This window comes from Methanosarcina horonobensis HB-1 = JCM 15518, assembly GCF_000970285.1.
In the GTDB taxonomy this organism is placed as follows: domain Archaea; phylum Halobacteriota; class Methanosarcinia; order Methanosarcinales; family Methanosarcinaceae; genus Methanosarcina; species Methanosarcina horonobensis.
Window position 1 is genome coordinate 1188178 of the sequence record NZ_CP009516.1, and the last position, 21601, is coordinate 1209778.

Sequence of the window (21601 nt, forward strand, 5' to 3'; positions counted from 1 at the left end):
GTAGAGAACTTCATAAAACTTAAAAAAGGGAGTGGTTTTAATGACCGAAGAAAAAAGAGATCTCGATTTTTTCAGTAAATACCTTTCAATCTGGGTTGCAGTCTGTATAAGTCTGGGGACAGCAGTAGGCTACATCTTTCCAGCTTTTGCAGACTCCCTAAGCAGGCTCGAAATAGCAAATGTTTCGATTCCTGTTGCAATCGTCCTTCTGATAATGATGTATCCCATCATGCTTAAAGTTAACTTTGAAGAAATTCTGAGGTTAAAAAGCAATTCAAAGCCTCTCACACTAACACTCATCATAAACTGGGCGATCAAGCCTTTCACAATGGCGATTATTGCCTGGTTCTTTATGCGCGTTGTTTTCTCGTCCCTTATACCGGTGGATCTGCAGACAGAATATATAGCAGGAATGATCCTGCTGGGTCTTGCTCCATGTACTGCAATGGTACTTGTCTGGACTTATCTTGCCAGAGGAAACATCAACTATGCACTCATCCAGGTTTCAGTAAACGACCTTATCATCCTCGTTCTCTTTGCCCCGCTTGGAAAGTTCCTTCTTGGAGTTACCACTGATTTCCCGGTACCCTTAATGACAATCTTTGTCTCTGTGCTTTTCTATGTAGCAATACCTCTTGGCCTTGCAATGCTGACAAGATACCTTATTATAAGGAATAATGGCATCACCTGGTTCGAAAACACGATGATAAAAAAGATCGAATGGATAACGCCAGCTGGGTTATTAGTTACTCTGGTTCTTCTTTTCGTATTTCAGGGAGACAAAATTATCAATTATCCCCTACACATCCTCTTGATAGCTATCCCCCTTATAATCCAGACCTACCTGATCTTTGCTGTCGGTTATGTGGGAGCCAGAAAATTAAAAATTCCCTATCAGGAAGCAGCACCTTCGACTTTTATAGGAGCAAGCAATTTCTTTGAACTATCTGTGGCCGTAGCCCTTATCCTTTTCGGGATGGATTCTGGAGCAGCGCTTGCTACTGTTGTGGGGGTGCTAGTAGAAGTACCGGTGATGCTGTCGTTAGTTAAGATCATGCAGAAAAATAATACGAAATTTGTATGGACTTAAAACACACAGCCTGACATTGAAGATCAAAAAGATGAAAAATAATATTGAGTTAATTGAGATGATTGAGTTCAGAAAAATGCAAAATTAAGAAATGGAAATTGTAAGTGAATTTACGAATGGTTAGAGAAAGAATAAAGCCTTTAAATCTTATATAAATAGAATAACTCAATGAGCCAGGAGATAACTAAATGTCTGAATTTACTGTAAATTCTACTATCTGTGGTTTCGTTCACAAGATACACGGAAGCAAAAAAGGAAATAAAATAATTGTTGACATAGAAACCCCATGTGAAAAGATAAAGAAATTCTCTCACATGGAAGTTCCCATGATGGAAATTCTGGATATCAAAAACAATTACGTTATCGATAGAGCACAGGAAGCGCAGTGCTCCTCAAATTGCCTTGTTCCCTGCGCAGTACTCAATCTCTGCAGAATGGAGAGTGGCTTCCTTGCAAAATCTCTAGTAAAAAAAGCAGGTAGCATCAGTATAGAGTTTGATGAAGTTTAAAAAAGGAAGAATTTGCCTCCTTTTTTAATTTTGGACATTATATTCTGCTTTACAGATTCATATTTCTTCCAGCTATGTTCATGAATTTCGGGCATGGAAAGTTCCGGGGCTTCGTTTCTTTCTTTTCCGCTGCAGGAATCGATTGCCTGCTGAATGACTGGGGGGTCGTTTGTCCCTACAAGGTCGATAACTTCAATTTCCCGGAGGAAGCGGGAGATTGCGGTCGCCGGAATTTCGTCAAGATAAGGAATCACTCCTTCGGATCCGATAATCTTTTTTGACCCTCCTAAAATCGAAATCCCGTTTTCGGCAAGTGCCAGCAGGGACTGCCCGGCGAAATGGTCACTTTCCTTCCCGCAAACAATAAGGCAGCTGATGTGAGGGTTCGAAAGCACATTAACTATTACCTTCTCAATCCCGAAATTTTCCGTAAAACAGGTTCCGCAGATGGCGTAGTTTTTCAGGTCCAAGCTTCGATAGTCGGAAGCAAGGGTTACTACTGCCACGGGAGATTTTGGGTCTCCTACTACGTAATCGCCGGAAGTTACAGGCCATCCCATGTGAAAGCTCCTTTTCTGAGTAATTCTTCATGTTAAAAGGTTGTTTAGTTCACTTTCTGATAATTTATAATTTTCATTTAATGAGTTGTTAACTGAGATATTAATTTCTGTTTGACTTATAAAGTTGAGTTCCTGATGTTGAATGATTAGTGTGAAAACCGTCAGGCTCATTAAGCCGGCGCGCGCATTCTAATTCTTTAGCAACTTCAGGTGAGAGCTTTTCGACCATACAAGACTGTCAGATGATCCTTAATTTATTGTCTGCTACTTCATTTAAAATGTGTATGCATGTTTACAGTTCTCCATCATATCCTCTATAAAAACAGCATAAAAGTTGTCTGGAATTATAACCTTTTCTCGGCCGCTTATAGCTCTAGCCTCAAGATCTTCCTGACAGGCATAAACTGTGCATCCCGGCAGTTTCTGTATACCGGAAAGAAGGTTATAGACTCCATCTCCTGCAAGGTAAAGCCTGGCATTCTTGGAACGAACCGCCAGTTTAAGACACAATTCCGACCGCGGGCTGAATGGAGGTTTTGTCAACAGGAATATATCATATTCTTCTTGCATACTATTACCTCTTTTTAAAATAAGATGACGGAGTCTGAGTTTTCCATTGCTTCCAGAAAATCCTCTTCATCGACAAGTTCTATGGTCTCTATCAGGGTTTCCCCAAAAAGCCCTCTCTCTATTAGTGAGGGTTCATGCACAAGTACTCTTAACTCTCCATATGAGTAGAGGATATCTGAAAGGTTTGGCATTCCAAGATTTGTGCTGTCCTGGTCAGCAGCTACAAGATAAACCCCAGCTCCATAAAGGCCGAGAGTTACGTTCATTTCCGTAAGACTTACTGCAGCCGCATTTAGTGCTCCAAAGGCTTTTTCACTGCCATATGGAGCTGTATCCAGTAGATAGAGTATCGATTTCATAGGAATCTGGATCTCACAAAAATCCTTGTTATTTCAACCTTATCTTGACAGTGAGATTACTTTGTCACTCTTATGCAACATTTCTGAAAGTTCATAAAGGCTGGAAATTTTTATTCCGGGAATGTAGTCTTCGCAGTTATTTCCATTAGCATTCTCTTCTTCTACAATGTAACCTCTTGCAGCAGCACACCGTGCACAGGCTCTGATTACAGCTCCTTTTTCTGCAAGCCCGGTGAAAAGTTCACCTGTATTGATAAAAAATGATGGACTCTGGCCTTTTTTGGGGATATGCACTGCATCCAGGTACAGGAATATATTCACCTGATATTGTTTAAGTGCGCCTTCGGCAAGTTTGCAGGCAATTTCAGCATATTCGGAAATATAAGGGCCGTCGGTAAGTACAATAGTAAGCGTCTTCAAAATTTCCTCCGAGTAAGTTGATTTTTGTTAACTGGGTTTAAATATAATTGACCAAAACATGTAGACGCTCCTGATTACTTTTGTACTCCGGTTCTTTAAGAAGCGTACACTTTTCCAGAGAAGCCTGTCTGGCCATAAGCTTGATGGCAAAACTGTAACATCCTTGTTCGCCGCATTTGCCACAGTTGGTTTGGGGCAGGTGTTTGTAGATCTCCATCAGGTCAACCTTTACCTTTTCTCTGGGAGCTGGAGCTTCACCTTTTGCAATACCCTCATTGATAATACTCTTCAGTCTTTCAAGTTCTTCTTTAGCTTCATCCTCATTTTTGATCATCCTTATGATGACTTTCCCACTACCGTAAATAGTTGTGATGATTTCTCCTTTTTTAATTATCAAGCTATCTTTTCTATCTGAGTAATTACTTCTTGGAAAGAGGGGCTCCAGGAGTTTCAGGATTCCACCCAGAGATGGAGTCATATTTGCACTCACCCTGAGTCTTGAGGAATCAGCTATGCAGGGCAAAACCTGTCTGATCCTTGCAATCTCTATTGGTTTTGCTTGAGAAAAGTCTACAGTTTTTTCCTCACTCTTTTCGGTTTTATTCTTAAGGAAATTCTTGCCATATTCGCTTAACTTTACGATTCCTTCTTCTAATTTAATCAGACCTGCCTGCTGCAATATTCTGAGATGAAAGTCAAGCGTTGCTTTCCCAACTATCTCTCCTATTTCCCCGGTACTTTTAGATCCGTTCGCCAGGAAGTTAATAATTTTCCGTCGGGTGCCATTGGCTATAGCAAAGCTTACGAGTTTTGTTTCATTCTGGTCTCCCGGCATCTTAACACCTGTCGAAGCTATTCCTGCAAGGTAATCTCTTACAGTAACATTAATATATTCGGAGATATGGCATGGAGCTGCCAGTTAACACTAAAGTTAGCGTCTTAAAAATCTCGGTTTAATGAATTTTTCATAAAACCGGTTCAGATGTACGCACACAGGACCTGCAGTTGCTCGAAATTGGTTGCATATTCCGGTTCTTTGAGAGGTGTGCATTTGTCCAGGGTGACCTCCCCTCCCATGAGTTTTATAGCAAAGGTATAGCAGCTCTGCTCACCGCACTTGCCACAGTTGGTCTGAGGCAGGTATTTGTAAATTTCCATAGGTTCTACCCTGACTTTTTCCCGCGGGGCTGGGACAACTCCTTTTACTGTGGCTTCATTGATAGTATTCTTCAAGTTCTGGAGAGAGTCTCTGGCTTCACCTTCACTTCTTATCATTGTCATGGTTACCTTTCCGCTACCATAAATGGTTGTAATAACCTCTCCTTTTTGAATTATCAGGGCGCCTATTTTGTCCGAATATTTGCCTCTGGGAAAAAGTGGCTCAAGAACCTTGAGGGTTCCACCCAGGGGAGGAGCTATATTTGCAATTACCCTGAATTTTGAGGAATCAGCTATACAGGGTAATAGCTGTCTTACTTCAGTAATTTCTATTGGTTTTGCCTGAGAGAGATCTGCAGTTTTATCCGCACCTTTCTCTTCTTTCTCTTTAAGGAAATTCTTACCATATTCGCTTAGTTTCACAGTCCCTTCTTCGATCTCAATCAGACTTGCCTGTTGAAGAAGCTTGAGATGGAAATCAAGCATGGTCTTCCCTACTTCTCCTCCAATTTCTTCGGTACTTTTGTCTCCTGTCGATAAAAAGTTCATTATCTTTCTTCGAGTAGTGTTGGACATAGCGTTGTTTACAAGCTTTATCTCATTAGGATTTCCAGGCATCTCTAAAACCTACAAGAGTTATGAAAGTTTAACTCATTTTCTGACATAACAGTATCGGGTATTCTTCTTTCAAAAATGAATTTCAATTCTTTTAATCGATATGGGTTTAGTTCATAAAAACCCGCAGGACAGGTATCAAAAAAGATTGATATGAAACGTAGAGTTCAGACTTTATTAAGGTATTCATAAATCCCTGTATTACATTTCTGAGCGGATTTTTTATACCACTTTTTGGATTTAGGTGTAGGTTTTACAATAAAGTCATAGTAAGTAATAGGAAAATTTAATCAAGTCGTTTTAATATTTTGGAGCACTTTAATCTCATCAGTATAAAATGAGCGAATGATTTAAGCAGAAACGAAAAATGCATATTAAGCTGCCTAAGTCGGCTACAAAGCTTTGGTACTTATAAATTTTAATACTTTTCTATCAATCCAATAATGTACTTTTTTTGATCTACTTTCATAAGAGACGAGTTTAGACAGCTACAATAAAGTTTTAGAGAGTTTTAAATGTTTTTCATTGCTTTCTCGATAATTAGAAGTCCTTTCTCTAATTCATCCTTCTTAATATTTAGCGCGGGAAATATCCTGATCCCATTACCCTGTGTCTGAGTGACAAATAAACCTCTTATCAAGCACTCGTTTTTGACATTTGTGGCAACATCTTCACTCTGGAACTCGATCATGATAAGAAGCCCTTTTCCCCTTATGTCAGCAATTAAATTTCCATAGATATTCTTCCATAGGCTCATCCGATCCAGGGCAAGACCGCCCATTTCTTCTACATTTCTAGAAATATTGTTATCCATCAGGTGTTTTATCACTGCGTAGGAGACAGCACAACCGAGAGGGTTGCCACAGTATGTACCTCCATGATCGCCTATTTCAAGCTTCTTTGCGACTGCCTCAGATAAAGCAAAAGCACCGAATGGGAAACCACCTGCAATTCCCTTCGCCATTGTAAGAAAATCTGTTTTCACTCCACAGGAGCCTGTAACAAAAGCTGGTCCTGTTCTAAAAAAGCCTGTTTGGATCTCATCCATGATCAGCAGGCTCCCATTCTTCTTACACAGGGCATCTACCTCTTTCAGATATTCTTTGGATGGTACACGAACTCCACCTTCCCCTTGAATAGGTTCAATGATTACTGCTGCAACATTCTCGTCCAGAGAACGCTTCAGAGCTTCCAAGTTATCATATGGAACGAACCGATAATTGGGCATCAGAGGACTATACCTATCCCTATGCTTGGCCTGACCTGTTGCCGATGTTGTACTGATAGTACGTCCATGAAAGCTTTGATATGTAGAAATGATATCAGGTCGGCCTGTTACCTTCCGAGCTAATTTGATGGCAGCATCGTTTGCTTCAGCTCCACTGTTTGTGAAGAATACTCTCGTAAGATTTGGAGGCAAAATTCCTTCCAGTAAGGATAGTAGACGAGCACGTGCAGGAGAATACGTAAGTCCTGAATTGGGATTTTGGATTATTTTTCTTCCTTGATCAAGCAGGGCATCGGTAATGACAGGGTTTGCATGACCAATACATGTTACACCCCAACCTGATGTGAAATCAATATATATTTTCCCTTCTTCATCCCATACATAAATTCCTTCTCCTTTTTCAATGGAGATTTTCTGCTTCACGAAGAAAGGCGGAAGACACTTGTCTTCTATTTCGAATGTTGTCTTGCTTGACGTTATTAATCACTTCCTCTATCGCTACCGAAAGAAATTTGAGGATAGTGCCTAAGCGTTGCTATCTCAACTCATCGTTCGGTATCGATGCATTCAATTGAAACTATTCTACTTTATCAATCTGTTGATACAGGAAAATAGTATCTTACCAGACTTATAGAAGAGTTTCAATCTCATTTTCGTGGATATTGTTCTCTAATATAACTAAGGAGATACAAAAAGTATGGAATATTGCTTGGGCAAATGGTTATAGAGATTTTCTCAGTATCGAAGTTTTGGATAATCATCGAACTTGTAAGTATCGGTACTACAGAAAGAAGATCAAGAAGAACATCACAGAAAGAGATTTGCAGAATATCCCGGCGGGCTGAAAATCCCTTCAGCGGGTATCCGCCGGTAATTCCTCAAAAAGTGAACAAAGTAAATATTCAGGAATAACAAAGTGAAAGGAAAATTTGCAAGACCGGGTACAGAGAGGTGTTCTGTAACCTGGCGTTTTTTTGCATTTATCCTTCGAGTACAATCTCGATGTTTATGTCTTTGGGGACCTGGATTCTCATGAGCTGGCGGAGTGCTCTTTCATCGGCTGCTATGTCGATGAGCCTCTTGTGTACGCGCATTTCCCAGTGGTCCCAGGTTGCAGTCCCATCACCGCTTGGACTCTTCCTTGTAGGGACGACAAGCTTCTTTGTGGGCAGCGGAACAGGCCCTGAAATGTTAACTCCTGTCCTTTCCGCAATTGACTTTACCTGGTTGCAGACTCCGTCCAGATCCTTGGGACTGATGCCTGACAATCTTATTCTAGCTTTTTGCATAACCTTTTTTCTCCTTAAAAAATGAAAAAAGGAGAGTGTTATTTCTGCTTAACACTCATGCACATGCCTGCGGCAATTGTCATACCCATGTCACGGATAGCAAATCTGCCGAGCTGTGGAATTTCTTTTACGGGCTCGATGACCATCGGCTTTGTCGGTTTGATGGTAACGATTGCTGCGTCTCCGGCCTTAAGGAAAGTCGGGTTTTCTTCCTTAACCTGCCCGGTCTTCGGGTCCAGCTTCCTGTTAAGAGCGATCAGCTGGCATGCGATCTGGGAGGTGTGAGCGTGGAAAACAGGTGTGTATCCTGCAGTGATTGCGGAGGGGTGCTGAAGGACAACGATCTGTCCTACGAATTCGTCAGCAACCTTTGGCGGGTTGTCAACATGACCACAAACGTCTCCTCTGCGGACATCGTTCTTGCCGATACCACGAACGTTCCAGCCGATGTTGTCTCCAGGGGCTGCCTGTGGAATTTCTTCATGGTGCATTTCAATGGACTTAACTTCACCGCCGGCTCCGCCTGGCATGAAGACTACCTTGTCACCCTTCTTCATTACACCGGTTTCGACTCTGCCTACAGGGACAGTACCGATACCGGAGATGGTGTATGCATCTTCGACAGGGATCCTGAGTGGGAGAGTGGATGGTTTTTCAGGCTCTTTGAGGTTGTTGAGAGTGTCCATCATGGTGGGACCCTTGTACCAGGGAGTTTTATCGCTGTGTTTTACGATGTTGTCACCGTAGAATGCAGAGGTCGGAACGAAGGGAATTTCACTTGGCTTGAACCCGATCATTTTAAGGATGCCGGATACCTGCTCAACGACTTCCTTGTACCTGGCTTCGCTGTAGTCTACTGCGTCCATCTTGTTAACTGCAACAATAAGCTGGTTGATGCCGAGGGTCCTGGAAAGGAAGATGTGTTCCTTAGTCTGGGCCATGACACCATCAGGAGCTGCAACGACGAGAACTGCAGCGTCAGCCTGGGAAGCACCTGTGATCATGTTCTTAACGAAGTCACGGTGGCCAGGGCAGTCTACGACTGTAAAGTAGAACTTGTCTGTGTCGAATCTCTTGTGAGCGATGTCAATTGTGATACCTCTTTCACGCTCTTCCTTAAGAGAGTCCATAACCCAGGCGAAGGCGAAGGATTCCTTACCCTTCTGCTTTGCTTCTTCTCTAAACTTATCGATGATGTGTGGAGGTACAGCTCCTGCATCGTACATTAAGCGTCCTACGAAGGTTGACTTTCCGTGGTCAATGTGACCAATTACTGCTAAATTCATGTGCGGTTTGTCTGCTGCCATTTATAAATCTCCTTTATAAGTTCTGCATGAGTTTCAATGCTATATCAAATTATAGTATATTAATATTAGGGCAGATCTCGTAATGATTAGACCTTCTCCGGTCTTCTTTCAACCATTACTTATAACTTCCCGTTTTGGACATTTATCGGGTCAGTGTAATTTGAATTTCCAGCGGCCTGGACTGTTTTCCCCATTATAGGCATACCTTGTTTTAAACCTTTCCCATTGAATTTACTCTATGAAAATTTTAGAACTCTTCTCTTTGAAGACTCCCAGATTTTCCTCTTCTGAGTGAGCAGGGAATTTTGACTTAATAATTTATGCCTTAAATAGGAAAAGCGGAATTTTTTCCGCTTACATCGAAAGGAAGTCGGAAGCTCTGGGCAACTCTTTCTTCAGGCCCTTCCTTTCCCTTATCTGGCCAACGATTTCGTTCAGGATGCTTGACGGCACAACATCAAAGCCTCCGAACTCCGTGCTCCACATGGCACGCCCTTCGGTTGCTGACCTGATCTCTCCGGCAAACCCGAACATTTCAGCCACAGGTACCCTGGACTCGATAATTGCCAGGTCTCCCTCAGTGGTCATGTTAAGGATGATACCGCGGCGGCCCTGAAGTTCCTTCGTCGCACCACCCATTGTAAGCTGGGGTACCTGGACAAAGACCTTCTGGTAAGGCTCAAGCAGACTGTCTTCTGCCATAAGCATACCTGCCTGGATTGCCTGCCTTGCTGCAGGGATAATCTGAGCCGGACCTCTGTGGATTGCGTCTTCGTGAAGCTTTGCATCTACGAGCACGCACTTTACATTTGCTACAGGTTCTCTGGTAAGCGGACCTGCCCGCATAACTTCTTCGAACCCGTCGAGCACAAGTTCCATTGTCTCATTAAGGTACTGGATACCTTTGGTCATATCGATGAAGATATTGGAGTTGAAAATGCCGACAATGCCTTTTGCCTGTTCTTTATCCATGCCAAGGTCAATGAGTTTCTGCCTTCTTTCAAGTTCAGGCATGTTCATGCTGACTTCCCCTTCCTTGATTGCGCTGACAATCTCAGTGTCAAGGGGTTCAACATAGATGTAGAATCTGTTATGCCTGTTCGGAGACTTTCCTTCAACAGCCTCGATCTTCTTCTTAATTGTTTCCCTGTAAACGACAATAGGCTTGCTCGTGGTGATTTCCACGTTCTTGTCCCTTTCGATCCTGTGGGCGATAACTTCCAGGTGAAGTTCTCCCATACCTGCCATCAGGTGTTCCCCGGTTTCCTCATCCAGAGTAATCTGGAGGGTCGGGTCTTCCTTTGCGACCTGCCTGAGAACCTCAATGAGTTTGGGGAGGTCTTTGGTGTGTTTGGCTTCGACAGCCACGGTCACCACAGGTTCGCTTACGTGTCTGATGCTTTCGAAAGGAGCCATACCGTCAAGGGTGGTTACGGTGGACCCGACGATCGCGTCTTTTAAACCGGTAACTGCGGCAATGTTTCCTGCAGGAATCTTGTCCACTTCAAGCCTTTCGGGACCCATGAAGATACCAACCTGCTGGACTCTGCTCTTCTTTGCAGTTCCTGAGGTAAAGACTTCCATACCACGGGTAAGAGAACCGCTGAACAGCCTTCCTGTTGCCACTTCTCCTGCGTGGGGGTCAATTGAAATGTCAGTTACCATGAATGCAAGATCTCCGTCTGCATCTGCACTGGACATGGACTTTCCGATTGCGGTATTCTCATCGCCGTGCCAGATGACCTTTACCCTGCCCTTCTGTGCTTCAAGAGGATTTGGCAGGAAGTGAATAACCATATCAAGAACAGCTTCATGAAGCGGGCACTTTTCTGCCAGGGTCTTCATATCTCCGGCTTTACAATAGTCATATACATCGCTGAAGGAAACCCCGGTCTTCTTCATCATAGGCACACTGATTGCCCAGTTGTAAAGGGCTGACCCGAAAGCTACGGTTCCGGCTGCAGCATCGACTTTCCAGCCGGCCTTGAACTTTTCGGGGTTCATGTTCTTGATGAGCTTGTTCACGTGGTCAATAACCTTTCCGAGGCGAACCTGCATTTCCTGAGAATCAACCTGCAGCTCATTGATAAGCCTGTCTACCTTGTTAACGAAAAGCACGGGTCTTACATGTTCCCTGAGAGCCTGCCTCAGCACAGTCTCGGTCTGGGGCATAGTGCCTTCTACTGCGTCAACTACCACTACCGCACCGTCTACTGCTCTCATGGCGCGGGTAACGTCCCCACCGAAGTCAACGTGACCCGGGGTGTCGATAAGGTTGATCAGGTAGTCTTCATTATCAAATGTGTGAACCATGGAAACGTTGGAGGCATCGATTGTAATACCTCTTGCCTGTTCCTCTTCATCGGAGTCCATGAACAGCTGTCTTCCGGCAAGTTCCTTGGAAATCATGCCTGCGCCTGCTAACAGGTTGTCCGATAATGTGGTTTTACCGTGGTCAATGTGTGCAACGATTCCGATATTTCTGATCCTCTGCGGATCATTCATGAGCGTTGTCACACGCTCGACCATTTTCTTTCTTCGTCCCATGCTAATAACCTTTTAAGTGAAAGTGAATGATTATATGTTTATTTTGTGAAAACCCGGGCTTTTCCGGGTGTAAATGATTAACGGGCTGCCTTCGCAACTCTTTCCTTTGCATCCTTTCTGTTGATGGAGAAGGATTTTGTATCGCGGTTTGCGGCACCTATAAGTTCGGTTGCCAGACATTCTGCAATAGAGCGCTTGGATTTGAAGGCTGCGGCATTTGTTCCCATGCTGATGTAGCGCAGAGCAGTGTCAACGCGCCTCTGGGGTGCAGTGTCGACTGCTTTTGGAACAGATATTCCGCCGTATTTCAGCCTGACAACTTCTTCCCTGGGGCCTGCATTTGCAATGGCGTCAACGAGAATCTGGATAGGGTTCTGCTGAGTCTTCCTGTTAACGATGTCAAAAGCTTCTTCAACTGCGCGGAGGGTCACCTGCTTCTTTCCACTGTTGATCTCTGTCCTCATGAGGTTGTTTGCAAGGCGCTCAACAATTGAAATTTCAGACTTGTTAAATTGCTGCCTGGCATGTTTACCGCTGCTGTGAGGGACAATGACAGGGGTAAGGCTGACATAGCGCTTAATTCCGAGATCCCTGACTTCAACTTCCGTAGGGTCCCATTTCCCAAAAATCTTATACAAAATAATCATCTCCTGGGCTTTTCCAATCTGCCGATAACCAGCTGGTTCAGGGACACATTATTTACGGCAATTACCTTGAAACGTACGCCTGGAATGTCACCCATAGCACCGCCCATGCGGCCTCCGATCCTTTCCACGGTAACTTCATCGTGCTCGTCAATGAAGTTTACTGCACCGTCTCCGGGACAGAAAGCGGTTACCTGACGCCCGTTTTTAATGAGCTGGATTCTTACGCACTTTCTGATTGCGGAGTTCGGCTGCTTGGCTTCAACTCCCACTTTCTCTAATACAATACCCCGACCCTGCGGTGCACCACCAAGTGGGTCGGCTTTCACGTTCAGACCAAGAACACGCCTGCCGTAGTATGTATCTTTCCAGCGGGCATCTTTCCTGGTTTGTTTAAGAATATTAGCTGCATATTTTCCTTTAGCCATAATAAATTTCTCCAGTTAATAATTGATCACAGTTTCCTGATTTGGCATTAAATGCCAGAATTTATCCTTTCAACGCCGGATTAATGGATCAACGTAAATTAAGGGGAATATCACTGCAGGATCACGTCTTCTATAGTGTGGTGACGACGGGCAAGCATCTTTACCTTCTCTATATTCTTGCCGTTGCGACCGATGGCAAGCCCCTTTTCTTTATTGGGTACCTCTACATAAGCTAATCGCTTGCCATTTTTATTTGTAAGGTTCACTGAACTTACGGATACCGGTCCGAAAGCGTTCTTGATAAAGGTTACAGGATCCTCTGAATACTCCACAAGCTCAATGGGTTTGTCCAGGGCTTTTTTAACACGGTTTATATTTTCTCCGTTTTTGCCTATTGCAAGCCCCATATCGCCCTGCTTTACAACATATACGAGCCTTTCCTCTTCCGGAATACAATCAAGTATTTTGGCCCGTGTCATGTTTTCAAACAATGCAATGTACTGGATGCTTTCTGCAGTAAGTCTTATTTCACCCAAGACGTTGCAACTCCTTTTTATCAAGCTGTAGCTGCCAGAATGTCCGATTCGCCCGCATCAAGGATTGCCATGGCTGCAATCGTGAAAGGCTTTCCGCATACGGGCCCGAGTTCTACACTTGTGCCTTCGTATTCAAGAACCGGTACATTTGTTTCCTGAACTTTCGTTTTAATTTCTTCCGGGCAGTTTGATGCCAGGACCACCATTTTTGCTGAGCCATTTGCTGCTGCATCAACGGTCCTGTTGGCTCCAATTATTACTTTTCCTGTTTTCACAGCCTTGATAAGAGATTTATCAACATTGATCTTCATTTTCATCAACTCTCGTCTCAAATTAGCTCGTCTACTCTATCTCTTTCTAAATAAAGATTCCAAGCTCGGTGAGTATATGGTACTCTAAATACCTGATGCCTTATATCAATTTTCTGGTTATGAGCCTCGCGGACTCAAGTTTCTGCAAGCAGGATTTGATAAAGTATATTAAGGTAATATGTACCTGATCTGGACTCGTCCTGTATCAGATTATACATTTAAATAATTATAGGTCATGCCGGAGATTTTATCTCCGGGATTTTACTCTTCTTCGGCTTCCACTTCTTCCGCTGCTTCGATTTCCGGTGTTATTTCCACTGCTCTCTCTGCTTTTCTGCTTATGAGGTGTACATCACCCGTACCCATACGAATTGGCTGACCAACAATGATGTTTTCAGTAACACCCTGCAGTTCGTCCACGTATCCGCGCATACCTGCATCAAGCAGATGGTTAACAGTAACTTCGAAAGCTGCACGGGCAAATACACTTGCCTTTTCACCTGAAATTCCGTGCCTACCGATCTGTTTTACTTCTCCGTCCGATGTCATCAGGTCTGCCACAAGCATGATATGTCTGATATCCACGGTAAGACCCTGTTCACGCAGGGTATCCGTGGCTTCCTTGATTATCGCATTTCTTGCAGCTTCAATGCCCAACACTTCGTAAATTTCATTAATGTTGTTTGTACTGGTTCTGGTCTTGTCCACACCCTCGAACTGGAGGACTTCACGGAGAGCTGACCCTTCCGTATAGAGAGTATACTCTTCGCCCTCTTTTCGGACCACGACTCTTTTGATCCCTTCTATACCTTTGAGAGTAACATTGTGGATGCTTTTTGCGAGCTGGAGCAGTTCCCTGTAGGAAGGCTCTCCCGGAGTGATGACAATCTGGTTGTCTATATCAGGAGAGATGCTGACCAGCACATTCAGCTCCTCATTGAATTTCTCTTTTACCTGATCTATTTTAATATTCCTGCCTTCCATTGCCTTTTCGTGCAGGTCTATTATAAGCTTCATCTGGGAAAGGTCAGTTGTTACATCTGCAATATGGTCGATCTTGGTTGCTTCGATCTCCCATGCAAGGGCTCTTGTCTTTTCCCTGTCGTAAGCATAGTCCTCCGGATTATTTTTTAAAAGGGCAATCGTCATCATAGGGGTGCTCGGAATTTTCCTTGCATCTACGATTTCGATAAGGCGGGGAAGACCGAGAGTAACGTTAATCTCGGCCACACCGGCGTAGTGGAAGGTACGCATCGTCATCTGAGTGCCCGGTTCCCCTATTGACTGGGCTGCAACAACACCCGCAGCATCACAGGGCTCAATGCATGACTCGCCGTATTCTTCCATGACCTTTTCTATTATCTCTTCCATTTCCTTCTTGCTTACTCCGGCTTTGAGGACATCTTCCCTAAGAGTTTTTAAAATGTTAGAAGGAAGCGGGAGGTCCTTTATCATACTGTCTACAGTAGCTTCACTAATGCTCATCATGCCACCTCCCTGTTTACCACGGAACGGACAATTCTGTGGATTGTATCGGGCTTGCTGAAGTCGCTCTTTGTCGGGTTGATTCCGTCTTCTCCATATTTGAACTGAACAAGCACACCTCTGGTGTCTCTTACTGTGAGGTCATACTGGACTTCAAGGTCCTGAAGGGCGTTGACAAGTCTCCTCTGCAGGTAACCTGACTGCGAAGTTCTGACCGCAGTATCCACAAGACCTTCTCTACCACCGATTGCGTGGAAGAAATACTCGGTCGGGTTAAGCCCGCTCTTGTAACTTGCCTTGACGAAACCGTGAGCGTCCGATCCAAGGTCTCCTTCCTGGAAGTGCGGGAGGGTTCTGCCTGAGTATCCTCTGCGAATGCGCTCTCCACGCACTGCCTGCTGGCCGACACAGGCTGCCATCTGGGTAAGGTTAAGGATAGAACCTCTGGCTCCTGAGCGGGCCATGATAACTGCAGGGTTCTCAAGACCCATGTGGCTGTCTGCAATTCCACCGGTCTCGTCTCTGGCTTTTCCGAGCTTCTGCATAATGCTCATCTCGATTGTTTCATCGAGGGTTCTGCCCGGGAGAGGTTCGAGTTCTTTATTCTGGTATGACTTGATAAGGTTCTGAACGGCATCTTCTGCTTTACCGAGGACCTCATTGATCTGAATCCTGGCTTCTTTTGGAATATCTTCATCAGCTATTCCGAAACTCAGGCCCGTGCGCATAATTGCCCTTATTGCAAGTTTTGTCATGTCGTCAACAAAGCGGGCCCCGGCTTCGGGGCTGACGTCCTTGATGATGCGGTCCTGGATTTTTCCTTTGAAGGCTCCTATTGCCGCTTCGTCTATTGTACCCGTAATCAGTTCTCCTTTCCGGATCACAACATAAGCATCGTTGGGACACCCTTCTTTCTTACAGGTATCACAGTGTGAGCAGACCTGGGCTGAGAACTCTATATTGAGGTCTTCAGGCAGGATCTGGCTGAAAATCTGCTTTCCTGTCCAGTAGGGTTTTCCATACTCGTCATGTCCTGCAGGTTCTGGCAGTTTGCGTGCACTGCTCTTTCTCAGAAGGTCGTAAGCATCGAAACTGGAAATCCTGTTTTCAAAACGGGTCAGCAGGAAAAGCCCGGAAATGTGGTCGTGAATCCCGCCGATAATGGGACCTCCGAAACGCGGGGAGAGAATGTTCTCCTGAACCTGCATGAGGATCTTTGCCTCAGCCCTTGACTCTTCAGTCTGTAGGGCGTGCATATTCATTTCGTCCCCGTCAAAGTCAGCGTTATACGGAGGACAGACTGCAGGGTTTAGCCTGAAGGTTTTGTTTGGCAGCACCTTTACAGAGTGTGCCATGATACTCATTTTGTGCAGAGACGGCTGCCTGTTGAAAAGTACGGTATCACCGTCTTTTAACTGGCGTTCAACAGTCCAGCCGAACTCCAGCTTCTCTGCAAGGTCGTCCTTGTTCATGTTGGTTACTTTTATGCGCCTGCCGTCAGACCTGAACACATAGTTCGCTCCCGGATGAACGTCTTCACCGTTCCTTACATAGACTTTGAGCTGTTCGATATTCCTGGGGGTTACCACTGCAGGAATAGTAAGGGTCCTTGCAATGGGCATAGGGACACCGACTTCGTTTATGCTGAGGTTCGGGTCAGGAGAGATTACTGTACGGGCAGAGAAGTTAACACGTTTACCTGACAGGCTTCCTCTGAATCTTCCTTCTTTACCTTTCAAACGCTGGGAAAGGGTCTTGAGAGGTCTGCCTGATCTGTGCCTTGCAGGCGGGATCCCTGAAACCGAGTTGTCAAAGAATGTGGTAACGTGATACTGAAGCAGCTCCCAGAGGTCCTCTATGATAAGCTGCGGAGCTCCTGCTTCCCTGTTTTCCTGGAATCTCTGGTTGATCCTGATAATGTCTACCAGCTTGTGGGTCAGGTCGTCTTCACTGCGCTGCCCGGACTCCAGAGTAATCGAAGGACGCACTGTAACCGGAGGTACGGGCAGGACGGTAAGGATCATCCATTCGGGCCTTGCATTCTTCGGGTCCATCCCTACAACCCTGATATCTTCATCCGGGATGTTTTCGAAGCGGTCCCTTATTTCAGTAGGGGTCAGCTTCTCTCCGTTTTCCAGGTATTCACTGGGCTTTTCGAACTTTATTTCGAGCTGCTCTTCATTACAGTAAGGGCAGTTCTTTACCTTGCTTGCTTCTTTATATACTTCATTAATCAGGTCATCAGGCATGTGCCCGATTTCTTCGATTGCAGTAAGTTGATCCAGAAACTGCTGTTTCTGGGCGGGTTCCAGCAGAAGCCTGCTGCATTTCCTGCAGGTTGCCCTGAGGAGTTTTCTGATTACCTTGTTAAAACCTACGTGGACAACAGGGGCAACAAGTTCTATGTGCCCGAAGTGTCCCGGACACTCTCCTGCCCTGCCTGAACAGGTCTTGCAGCGAAGCCCTGGGTCAATAACCCCGAGTTTTGTGTCCATAAGCCCCATGTCAATCGGAAATCCGTCGTCATCGTAAGTGTCAGCCGTGATGATAGGGGTTGCACTCATCTTACGGATTTCTTTTGGGGACATTAAACCGAATTTGATAGAAGAAATTCTTTTAGGAATTGGAGGTACGTTTGCCATATATCCACCTCACTTTATACAGCATCTTCAAGGTTAAGCCTGGGAGCAACTCCAAGGGACTTAATCTCGTCCAGTAACAGCTTGAACGCATAGCTCATCTCTACCGGATATATGTCAGTGTCAGCACCGCAGGCTGAACAGAAAGCTACGTTCCGCTGCTTGTCGTATGTTGCAATCATTCCACAGTGCGAGCAGACAAGTTCCACCACTTTGTCAGACTCGTCCAGCAATCTTTCTTTTAAAGACATGGCAGCTCCGTGCCCTACCAGCACGTCACGCTCCATTTCTCCGAACCTGAGACCTCCTTCCCTTGCTCTACCTTCAGTAGGCTGGCGGGTAAGAACCTGTACAGGTCCGCGGGACCTTGCGTGCATCTTGGAAGTAACCATGTGGTGCAATTTCTGGTAAAGGATTACGCCAACGAAGACATCTGCAGGGATCATCCTGCCTGTTGCTCCATCATAGAAAATCTCTTTTCCTGTGTGGGCAAAGCCGTGTTTTTTCAGGGCTTCTCTGAGGTCGTCTTCGTTTTCTCCTGAGAAGGCGGTTGCATTAACTCTTCTACCTTCCATGGAGCCAACTTTTCCGCCAATCATTTCCAGGACGTGGCCCACAGTCATACGTGAAGGAATTGCGTGCGGGTTAATCATCAGGTCCGGAGTCAGGCCTGATTCTGTAAACGGCATGTCAGCAATAGGGACTTTTAAGCCGATAACTCCTTTTTGCCCGTGCCTGGAAGCGAACTTGTCTCCTATGTCCGGGATCCTTTCGTCCCTTACCTTTACCTTTGCAAGGCGGGTTCCGTTAATGGATTCCGTAAGGATGACGGTGTCCACAATTCCTGTTTCGTTGGAACGCATGGTAACAGAGCTTTCTCTCCTCTGTTCAACTGCAATTCCGAAGTCTGAAGGCTCTTCAAGGAATCTCGGAGGACTTGTCTTTCCTATAAGCACATCGTTGGGGCCTACAGGGGTCTCAGGGTTTACAAGTCCGTCTATGTCAAGGTTTGCATACGCGTCAGCGCTGCGGGCTCCACGGTATTCGGAGTCAGGGATCTCGAACTTGTCTTCCTGCCCACCAGGATACCTTCTTTCTTCACCTTCAAAAGTCCTGAGGAAGTGGCTTCTCCCGAGCCCTCTTTCGATTGAACCCTTATTGAAAATCAGAGCGTCTTCAATATTATATCCTTCATATGACAGGATTGCAACCACGAAGTTCTGGCCTGCAGGCCTGTCATCGAAACCTATTGCTTCGGAAGTCCTTGTTCTCGTAAGTGCCCTCTGAGGGTAGTGAAGGACATGAGCACGGGTATCGGGTCTTAACTTCTGGTTTGCTGTAGAAACCCCGATACACTGCTTAATCATGGCTGCACCCATGGTGTTACGCGGAGATGCATTATGTTCCGGGTAAGGGACCATTCCGGTACAGATCCCGAGCATAAGCTCAGGGTCGAGTTCCATATGGGTATGGCTGTCAGTAATATCAGACTCATAGAGAGCAATGAATGCATTTTCTTCTTCTTCAGCATCCAGATACTCTACACAGCCTTCTTTTACCAGGTCTTCAAAACTGATTTCTTTATTCTTCAGTTTCTGTACCTGCTCTTGAGTTACTCTGGGAGCACCATTTTCCACAACTAAAAGAGGCCTTCTTGCCCTGCCCATATCAGAGTTTATGATTACTTCCCTGGTGCTGTCATTAAGAGCAATGTTCACCTGCTTGGAGATGAATCCCTGTCGCCTCATTTTTCTGAGCTCTTCTACGAGTTCCGCAGGGTTGTCATGAGTCCCGACGAGCTCTCCGTTTATGAATACTTTTGCTTTAGTCATATAACATCAACCCCTCAGTCACCGTACATTGATCCAGAGTCGTCCATATCCGAATAATCGTAGAAATCATCATCTTTGAATTTGGTTTCGGGCTCCGGAGTTTCTTCGAACTCTTCAACAATTTCTTCCCCGAATTCATCGAGTAATATTTCTTTTATTCTTGCCGGGATTTCCGGCACTTTCACAACTACTTTTTCGACGTTAAGGTCGTAGAGTATTTTCTTCATGCTTTCTGTTTCTTCTATTCCCGTGGAGAGTTCGACCATTTCGGCAAAGTTTTTCACGAGACCACAATTCGGACCTTCAGGAGTTTCTGAAGGACAGAGCCGTCCCCACTGGGTTGCATGCAGGTCACGAGCCTCGAAGTGAGGCTGGGCACGGGAAAGCGGCGAAATTACACGGCGCAGGTGGGAAAGGGTAGAAATGTAGTCATTTCTGTCAAGAAGCTGGGAAACACCAGTCCTTCCTCCTACCCAGTTTCCTGTTGCCAGGGGATGCTGCAGCCGGTCGGTCAGGACATCTGCCCTTACAATTGTGGCAACGTTAAGTTCCCTGTTCCTCATGTTTGCACGTTCGAGCTGGTACTTTATGTCCCTTGCCAGCCTGTTGAAGGATACCCTGAAGAGGTCTTCCATCAGGTCGCCTGCGAGTTTAAGCCTCTTGTTTGCGTAGTGGTCTTTGTCATCTTCGGTACGCTTTTTAAGAGCCAGTTCGAAGCAGGACTCAGCCATCCTTGCCAGGAAATGAGCTTTTGAGATCCTGTCTCTCATGTCGTTCCCAAGATGAGGGAAGAGATACCTGTCAATTACGTAGTTTGCCCTTTTTATCTGGTATTCCTTGGCCTGCCCTGCAGCAACCCTAGCCCCGATCTTCTCAATGGCTTCCTCCTGGGTTTCGACTTCGGCTTCTTCAAGGTTTTCCAGCATGAACTTGATTATTTCGGGATCGCTTGAAACTGCATTTACGATATCTTCGTCAGTCACTATCCCGAGAGCCCTCATGAGTGTAATAAAGTACACTCTACCGGATATCGAAGGGAAAGAAACCTCAAGCAGGGACTTTCTGCCTCTTTCCACAATTACGAGTGCCCTGTATCCTCTCTTCTGCGAAAATACCTTTGCAACCTCAATCTCATCGCCGTAACGTTCTCCGTACTCGACAAGGATTTTGTTGGGGGCAAGATCCTCAAGAGTCATAACTACCCTTTCAGTGCCGCCGATAATGAAGTATCCCCCGGGGTCCAGAGGGTCTTCTCCATAGCGAACTTTCTCCAGCTCGCTGAGCCCGAGAAGGTTGCAGATCTTGGATTTGACCATGACAGGAAGCTGCCCGATCTTTGCTTCCATTGCCTCGGACTCGATTCCATCTTTTACAACACTCATTTCCAGGTAGAGAGGGCCTGAGTACGAAAGGTTTCTGAGCCTAGCCTCGTTGGGGTAAAGTTTTTCGATTGCTCCGTCTGCCTCCTTTACCACCGGATGTTCTACCCGGATCTTGCCGAGCTTGAGATAAGTGTCCTCGATGTCGGTTTCTATTATTCTCTGTTCATCTATGATCTTTTGCAGCCCGTAGTCTATAAACTTGTTAAACGAGTCTATATGATGCTGCACTATCTTGTCCCGTGTAAAATAAGCCTGCGACAGTATACTGCTTTCTAACGCGATGATAGCACCCTCTTTGCTTTGGTAAAACGAAAATCAATAAACGATGATCCTCAGATCTTTTAGTGGTTGAATCTTTCAGTACGATGGTGCATGGGATTCAAAAAGATATTCAGTGAAAAAAATGTGATCATGCAAGCGGTTTTAACTCCCCTCCGCTTACTCGATCACAAGTCTGTAATAATCTGCCTCCCCTGCAGTTTGACTTTTTCTTGTGATCTTCACGACGTCTCCGACGGCAGCCCCTATTTCCTTACAAACAGGATCCTGCACCTTGATCTTCGGAAGTTGTTCCTTTTCAATGGAATACTTGCTTAAAACAGACTTTAACTCGCCCTCAGACATTATTTCATGCTTAGGGACCGCCTCATGGTCGAGCAGGCTGAACTTTGTCAAATCCTTTCCTCCAAAAA

21 protein-coding genes are annotated in these 21601 nt (G+C 45.2%); 2 read left to right on the top strand and 19 right to left on the bottom strand.

The genetic code is table 11. The annotated features are described in order from the left end of the window. The first annotated feature begins 40 nt into the window (after positions 1 to 40). Entirely contained in the window at positions 41 to 1090 is a 1050-nt protein-coding gene (gene arsB, locus MSHOH_RS05325; protein ID WP_048137948.1) for an ACR3 family arsenite efflux transporter, read from the top strand. A gap of 188 nt (positions 1091 to 1278) precedes the next feature. Next, positions 1279 to 1599, top strand: a complete 321-nt coding sequence (locus tag MSHOH_RS05330) for a DUF6951 family protein (protein ID WP_048137949.1) — start codon at positions 1279 to 1281, stop codon at positions 1597 to 1599. On the opposite strand, the gene MSHOH_RS05335 is transcribed toward MSHOH_RS05330, so the two are convergent. The 19 genes from MSHOH_RS05335 to MSHOH_RS05430 all read right to left on the bottom strand — a co-directional run bounded on the left by MSHOH_RS05335 (position 1596) and on the right by MSHOH_RS05430 (position 21584). Continuing rightward, complete coding sequence (locus MSHOH_RS05335) at positions 1596 to 2183, bottom strand: tetrahydromethanopterin S-methyltransferase subunit A (RefSeq protein ID WP_275425576.1); 588 nt, start codon at positions 2181 to 2183, stop codon at positions 1596 to 1598. The two genes, MSHOH_RS05330 and MSHOH_RS05335, sit on opposite strands and share 4 nt — an antisense overlap. 249 nt (positions 2184 to 2432) lie before the next feature. Next, positions 2433 to 2729 (bottom strand): sulfurtransferase complex subunit TusB, encoded by a 297-nt coding sequence (gene tusB, locus MSHOH_RS05340; protein ID WP_048137953.1) that lies wholly within the window; start codon positions 2727 to 2729, stop codon positions 2433 to 2435. 14 nt (positions 2730 to 2743) lie between these two features. Next, positions 2744 to 3088 carry a DsrE family protein gene (locus MSHOH_RS05345; RefSeq protein WP_048137954.1) on the bottom strand — a complete coding sequence of 115 codons (345 nt, stop codon included), beginning with the start codon at positions 3086 to 3088 and terminating at the stop codon, positions 2744 to 2746. Positions 3089 to 3127: 39 nt separating this feature from the next. Next, positions 3128 to 3508 carry a DsrE/DsrF/TusD sulfur relay family protein gene (locus MSHOH_RS05350; protein ID WP_048137956.1) on the bottom strand — a complete coding sequence of 127 codons (381 nt, stop codon included), beginning with the start codon at positions 3506 to 3508 and terminating at the stop codon, positions 3128 to 3130. 37 nt (positions 3509 to 3545) lie between these two features. Beyond that, positions 3546 to 4343 carry a (Fe-S)-binding protein gene (locus tag MSHOH_RS05355; protein WP_048137959.1) on the bottom strand — a complete coding sequence of 266 codons (798 nt, stop codon included), beginning with the start codon at positions 4341 to 4343 and terminating at the stop codon, positions 3546 to 3548. Positions 4344 to 4486: 143 nt separating this feature from the next. Next, positions 4487 to 5284, bottom strand: coding sequence for a (Fe-S)-binding protein (locus tag MSHOH_RS05360; protein WP_048137961.1), 798 nt, complete (start codon positions 5282 to 5284; stop codon positions 4487 to 4489). A gap of 508 nt (positions 5285 to 5792) precedes the next feature. Beyond that, the gene (locus tag MSHOH_RS05365) at positions 5793 to 6932 is read right to left on the bottom strand and encodes an aspartate aminotransferase family protein (protein WP_239451237.1); all 1140 of its coding nucleotides are present in this window, start codon (positions 6930 to 6932) and stop codon (positions 5793 to 5795) included. Positions 6933 to 7489: 557 nt separating this feature from the next. Beyond that, on the bottom strand, positions 7490 to 7798 hold the full coding sequence (rpsJ, locus tag MSHOH_RS05375) for a 30S ribosomal protein S10 (protein ID WP_011021276.1): 309 nt from the start codon (positions 7796 to 7798) through the stop codon (positions 7490 to 7492). Between the two features lie 38 nt (positions 7799 to 7836). After that, a complete protein-coding gene (tuf, locus tag MSHOH_RS05380; protein WP_048137972.1) occupies positions 7837 to 9105 on the bottom strand; it encodes a translation elongation factor EF-1 subunit alpha in 1269 nt (422 codons plus the stop codon). A 354-nt stretch (positions 9106 to 9459) separates the two neighbouring features. Beyond that, a complete protein-coding gene (locus MSHOH_RS05385; protein ID WP_048137973.1) occupies positions 9460 to 11652 on the bottom strand; it encodes an elongation factor EF-2 in 2193 nt (730 codons plus the stop codon). Between the two features lie 77 nt (positions 11653 to 11729). After that, complete coding sequence (locus MSHOH_RS05390) at positions 11730 to 12299, bottom strand: 30S ribosomal protein S7 (protein ID WP_048137974.1); 570 nt, start codon at positions 12297 to 12299, stop codon at positions 11730 to 11732. Next, positions 12296 to 12724 (bottom strand): 30S ribosomal protein S12, encoded by a 429-nt coding sequence (locus MSHOH_RS05395; protein WP_011034194.1) that lies wholly within the window; start codon positions 12722 to 12724, stop codon positions 12296 to 12298. The genes MSHOH_RS05390 and MSHOH_RS05395 overlap by 4 nt, the downstream gene beginning before the upstream one ends. A gap of 110 nt (positions 12725 to 12834) precedes the next feature. Next, positions 12835 to 13260, bottom strand: a complete 426-nt coding sequence (locus MSHOH_RS05400; RefSeq protein WP_048137975.1) for a NusA-like transcription termination signal-binding factor — start codon at positions 13258 to 13260, stop codon at positions 12835 to 12837. Positions 13261 to 13280: 20 nt separating this feature from the next. After that, complete coding sequence (locus tag MSHOH_RS05405; RefSeq protein ID WP_082089245.1) at positions 13281 to 13577, bottom strand: 50S ribosomal protein L30e; 297 nt, start codon at positions 13575 to 13577, stop codon at positions 13281 to 13283. A 255-nt stretch (positions 13578 to 13832) separates the two neighbouring features. Further along, a complete protein-coding gene (rpoA2, locus tag MSHOH_RS05410) occupies positions 13833 to 15056 on the bottom strand; it encodes a DNA-directed RNA polymerase subunit A'' (protein ID WP_048137977.1) in 1224 nt (407 codons plus the stop codon). Next, on the bottom strand, positions 15056 to 17698 hold the full coding sequence (locus MSHOH_RS05415; RefSeq protein ID WP_048137979.1) for a DNA-directed RNA polymerase subunit A': 2643 nt from the start codon (positions 17696 to 17698) through the stop codon (positions 15056 to 15058). The genes rpoA2 and MSHOH_RS05415 overlap by 1 nt, the downstream gene beginning before the upstream one ends. 14 nt (positions 17699 to 17712) lie before the next feature. Next, positions 17713 to 19527 (bottom strand): DNA-directed RNA polymerase subunit B, encoded by a 1815-nt coding sequence (rpoB, locus tag MSHOH_RS05420; RefSeq protein WP_048137980.1) that lies wholly within the window; start codon positions 19525 to 19527, stop codon positions 17713 to 17715. A 14-nt stretch (positions 19528 to 19541) separates the two neighbouring features. Further along, on the bottom strand, positions 19542 to 21137 hold the full coding sequence (locus MSHOH_RS05425) for a DNA-directed RNA polymerase subunit B'' (RefSeq protein ID WP_048137982.1): 1596 nt from the start codon (positions 21135 to 21137) through the stop codon (positions 19542 to 19544). 210 nt (positions 21138 to 21347) lie between these two features. Beyond that, positions 21348 to 21584 (bottom strand): DNA-directed RNA polymerase subunit H, encoded by a 237-nt coding sequence (locus MSHOH_RS05430; protein WP_048137984.1) that lies wholly within the window; start codon positions 21582 to 21584, stop codon positions 21348 to 21350. Positions 21585 to 21601: the final 17 nt, after the last annotated feature.

Bases quoted from the DNA above. Each gene is read 5' to 3' on its own strand.
- MSHOH_RS05405 (WP_082089245.1), bottom strand. From the start codon at position 13,577: ATGAAAATGAAGATCAATGTTGATAAATCTCTTATCAAGGCTGTGAAA.
- MSHOH_RS05345 (WP_048137954.1), bottom strand. From the start codon at position 3,088: ATGAAATCGATACTCTATCTACTGGATACAGCTCCATATGGCAGTGAA.
- rpoB (WP_048137980.1), bottom strand. From the start codon at position 19,527: ATGACTAAAGCAAAAGTATTCATAAACGGAGAGCTCGTCGGGACTCAT.
- tusB (WP_048137953.1), bottom strand. From the start codon at position 2,729: ATGCAAGAAGAATATGATATATTCCTGTTGACAAAACCTCCATTCAGC.
- MSHOH_RS05385 (WP_048137973.1), bottom strand. From the start codon at position 11,652: ATGGGACGAAGAAAGAAAATGGTCGAGCGTGTGACAACGCTCATGAAT.
- MSHOH_RS05390 (WP_048137974.1), bottom strand. From the start codon at position 12,299: ATGATTATTTTGTATAAGATTTTTGGGAAATGGGACCCTACGGAAGTT.
- rpsJ (WP_011021276.1), bottom strand. From the start codon at position 7,798: ATGCAAAAAGCTAGAATAAGATTGTCAGGCATCAGTCCCAAGGATCTG.
- MSHOH_RS05415 (WP_048137979.1), bottom strand. From the start codon at position 17,698: ATGGCAAACGTACCTCCAATTCCTAAAAGAATTTCTTCTATCAAATTC.
- MSHOH_RS05355 (WP_048137959.1), bottom strand. From the start codon at position 4,343: ATGCCGGGAGACCAGAATGAAACAAAACTCGTAAGCTTTGCTATAGCC.
- MSHOH_RS05360 (WP_048137961.1), bottom strand. From the start codon at position 5,284: ATGCCTGGAAATCCTAATGAGATAAAGCTTGTAAACAACGCTATGTCC.
- MSHOH_RS05395 (WP_011034194.1), bottom strand. From the start codon at position 12,724: ATGGCTAAAGGAAAATATGCAGCTAATATTCTTAAACAAACCAGGAAA.
- rpoA2 (WP_048137977.1), bottom strand. From the start codon at position 15,056: ATGAGCATTAGTGAAGCTACTGTAGACAGTATGATAAAGGACCTCCCG.
- tuf (WP_048137972.1), bottom strand. From the start codon at position 9,105: ATGGCAGCAGACAAACCGCACATGAATTTAGCAGTAATTGGTCACATT.
- arsB (WP_048137948.1), top strand. From the start codon at position 41: ATGACCGAAGAAAAAAGAGATCTCGATTTTTTCAGTAAATACCTTTCA.
- MSHOH_RS05330 (WP_048137949.1), top strand. From the start codon at position 1,279: ATGTCTGAATTTACTGTAAATTCTACTATCTGTGGTTTCGTTCACAAG.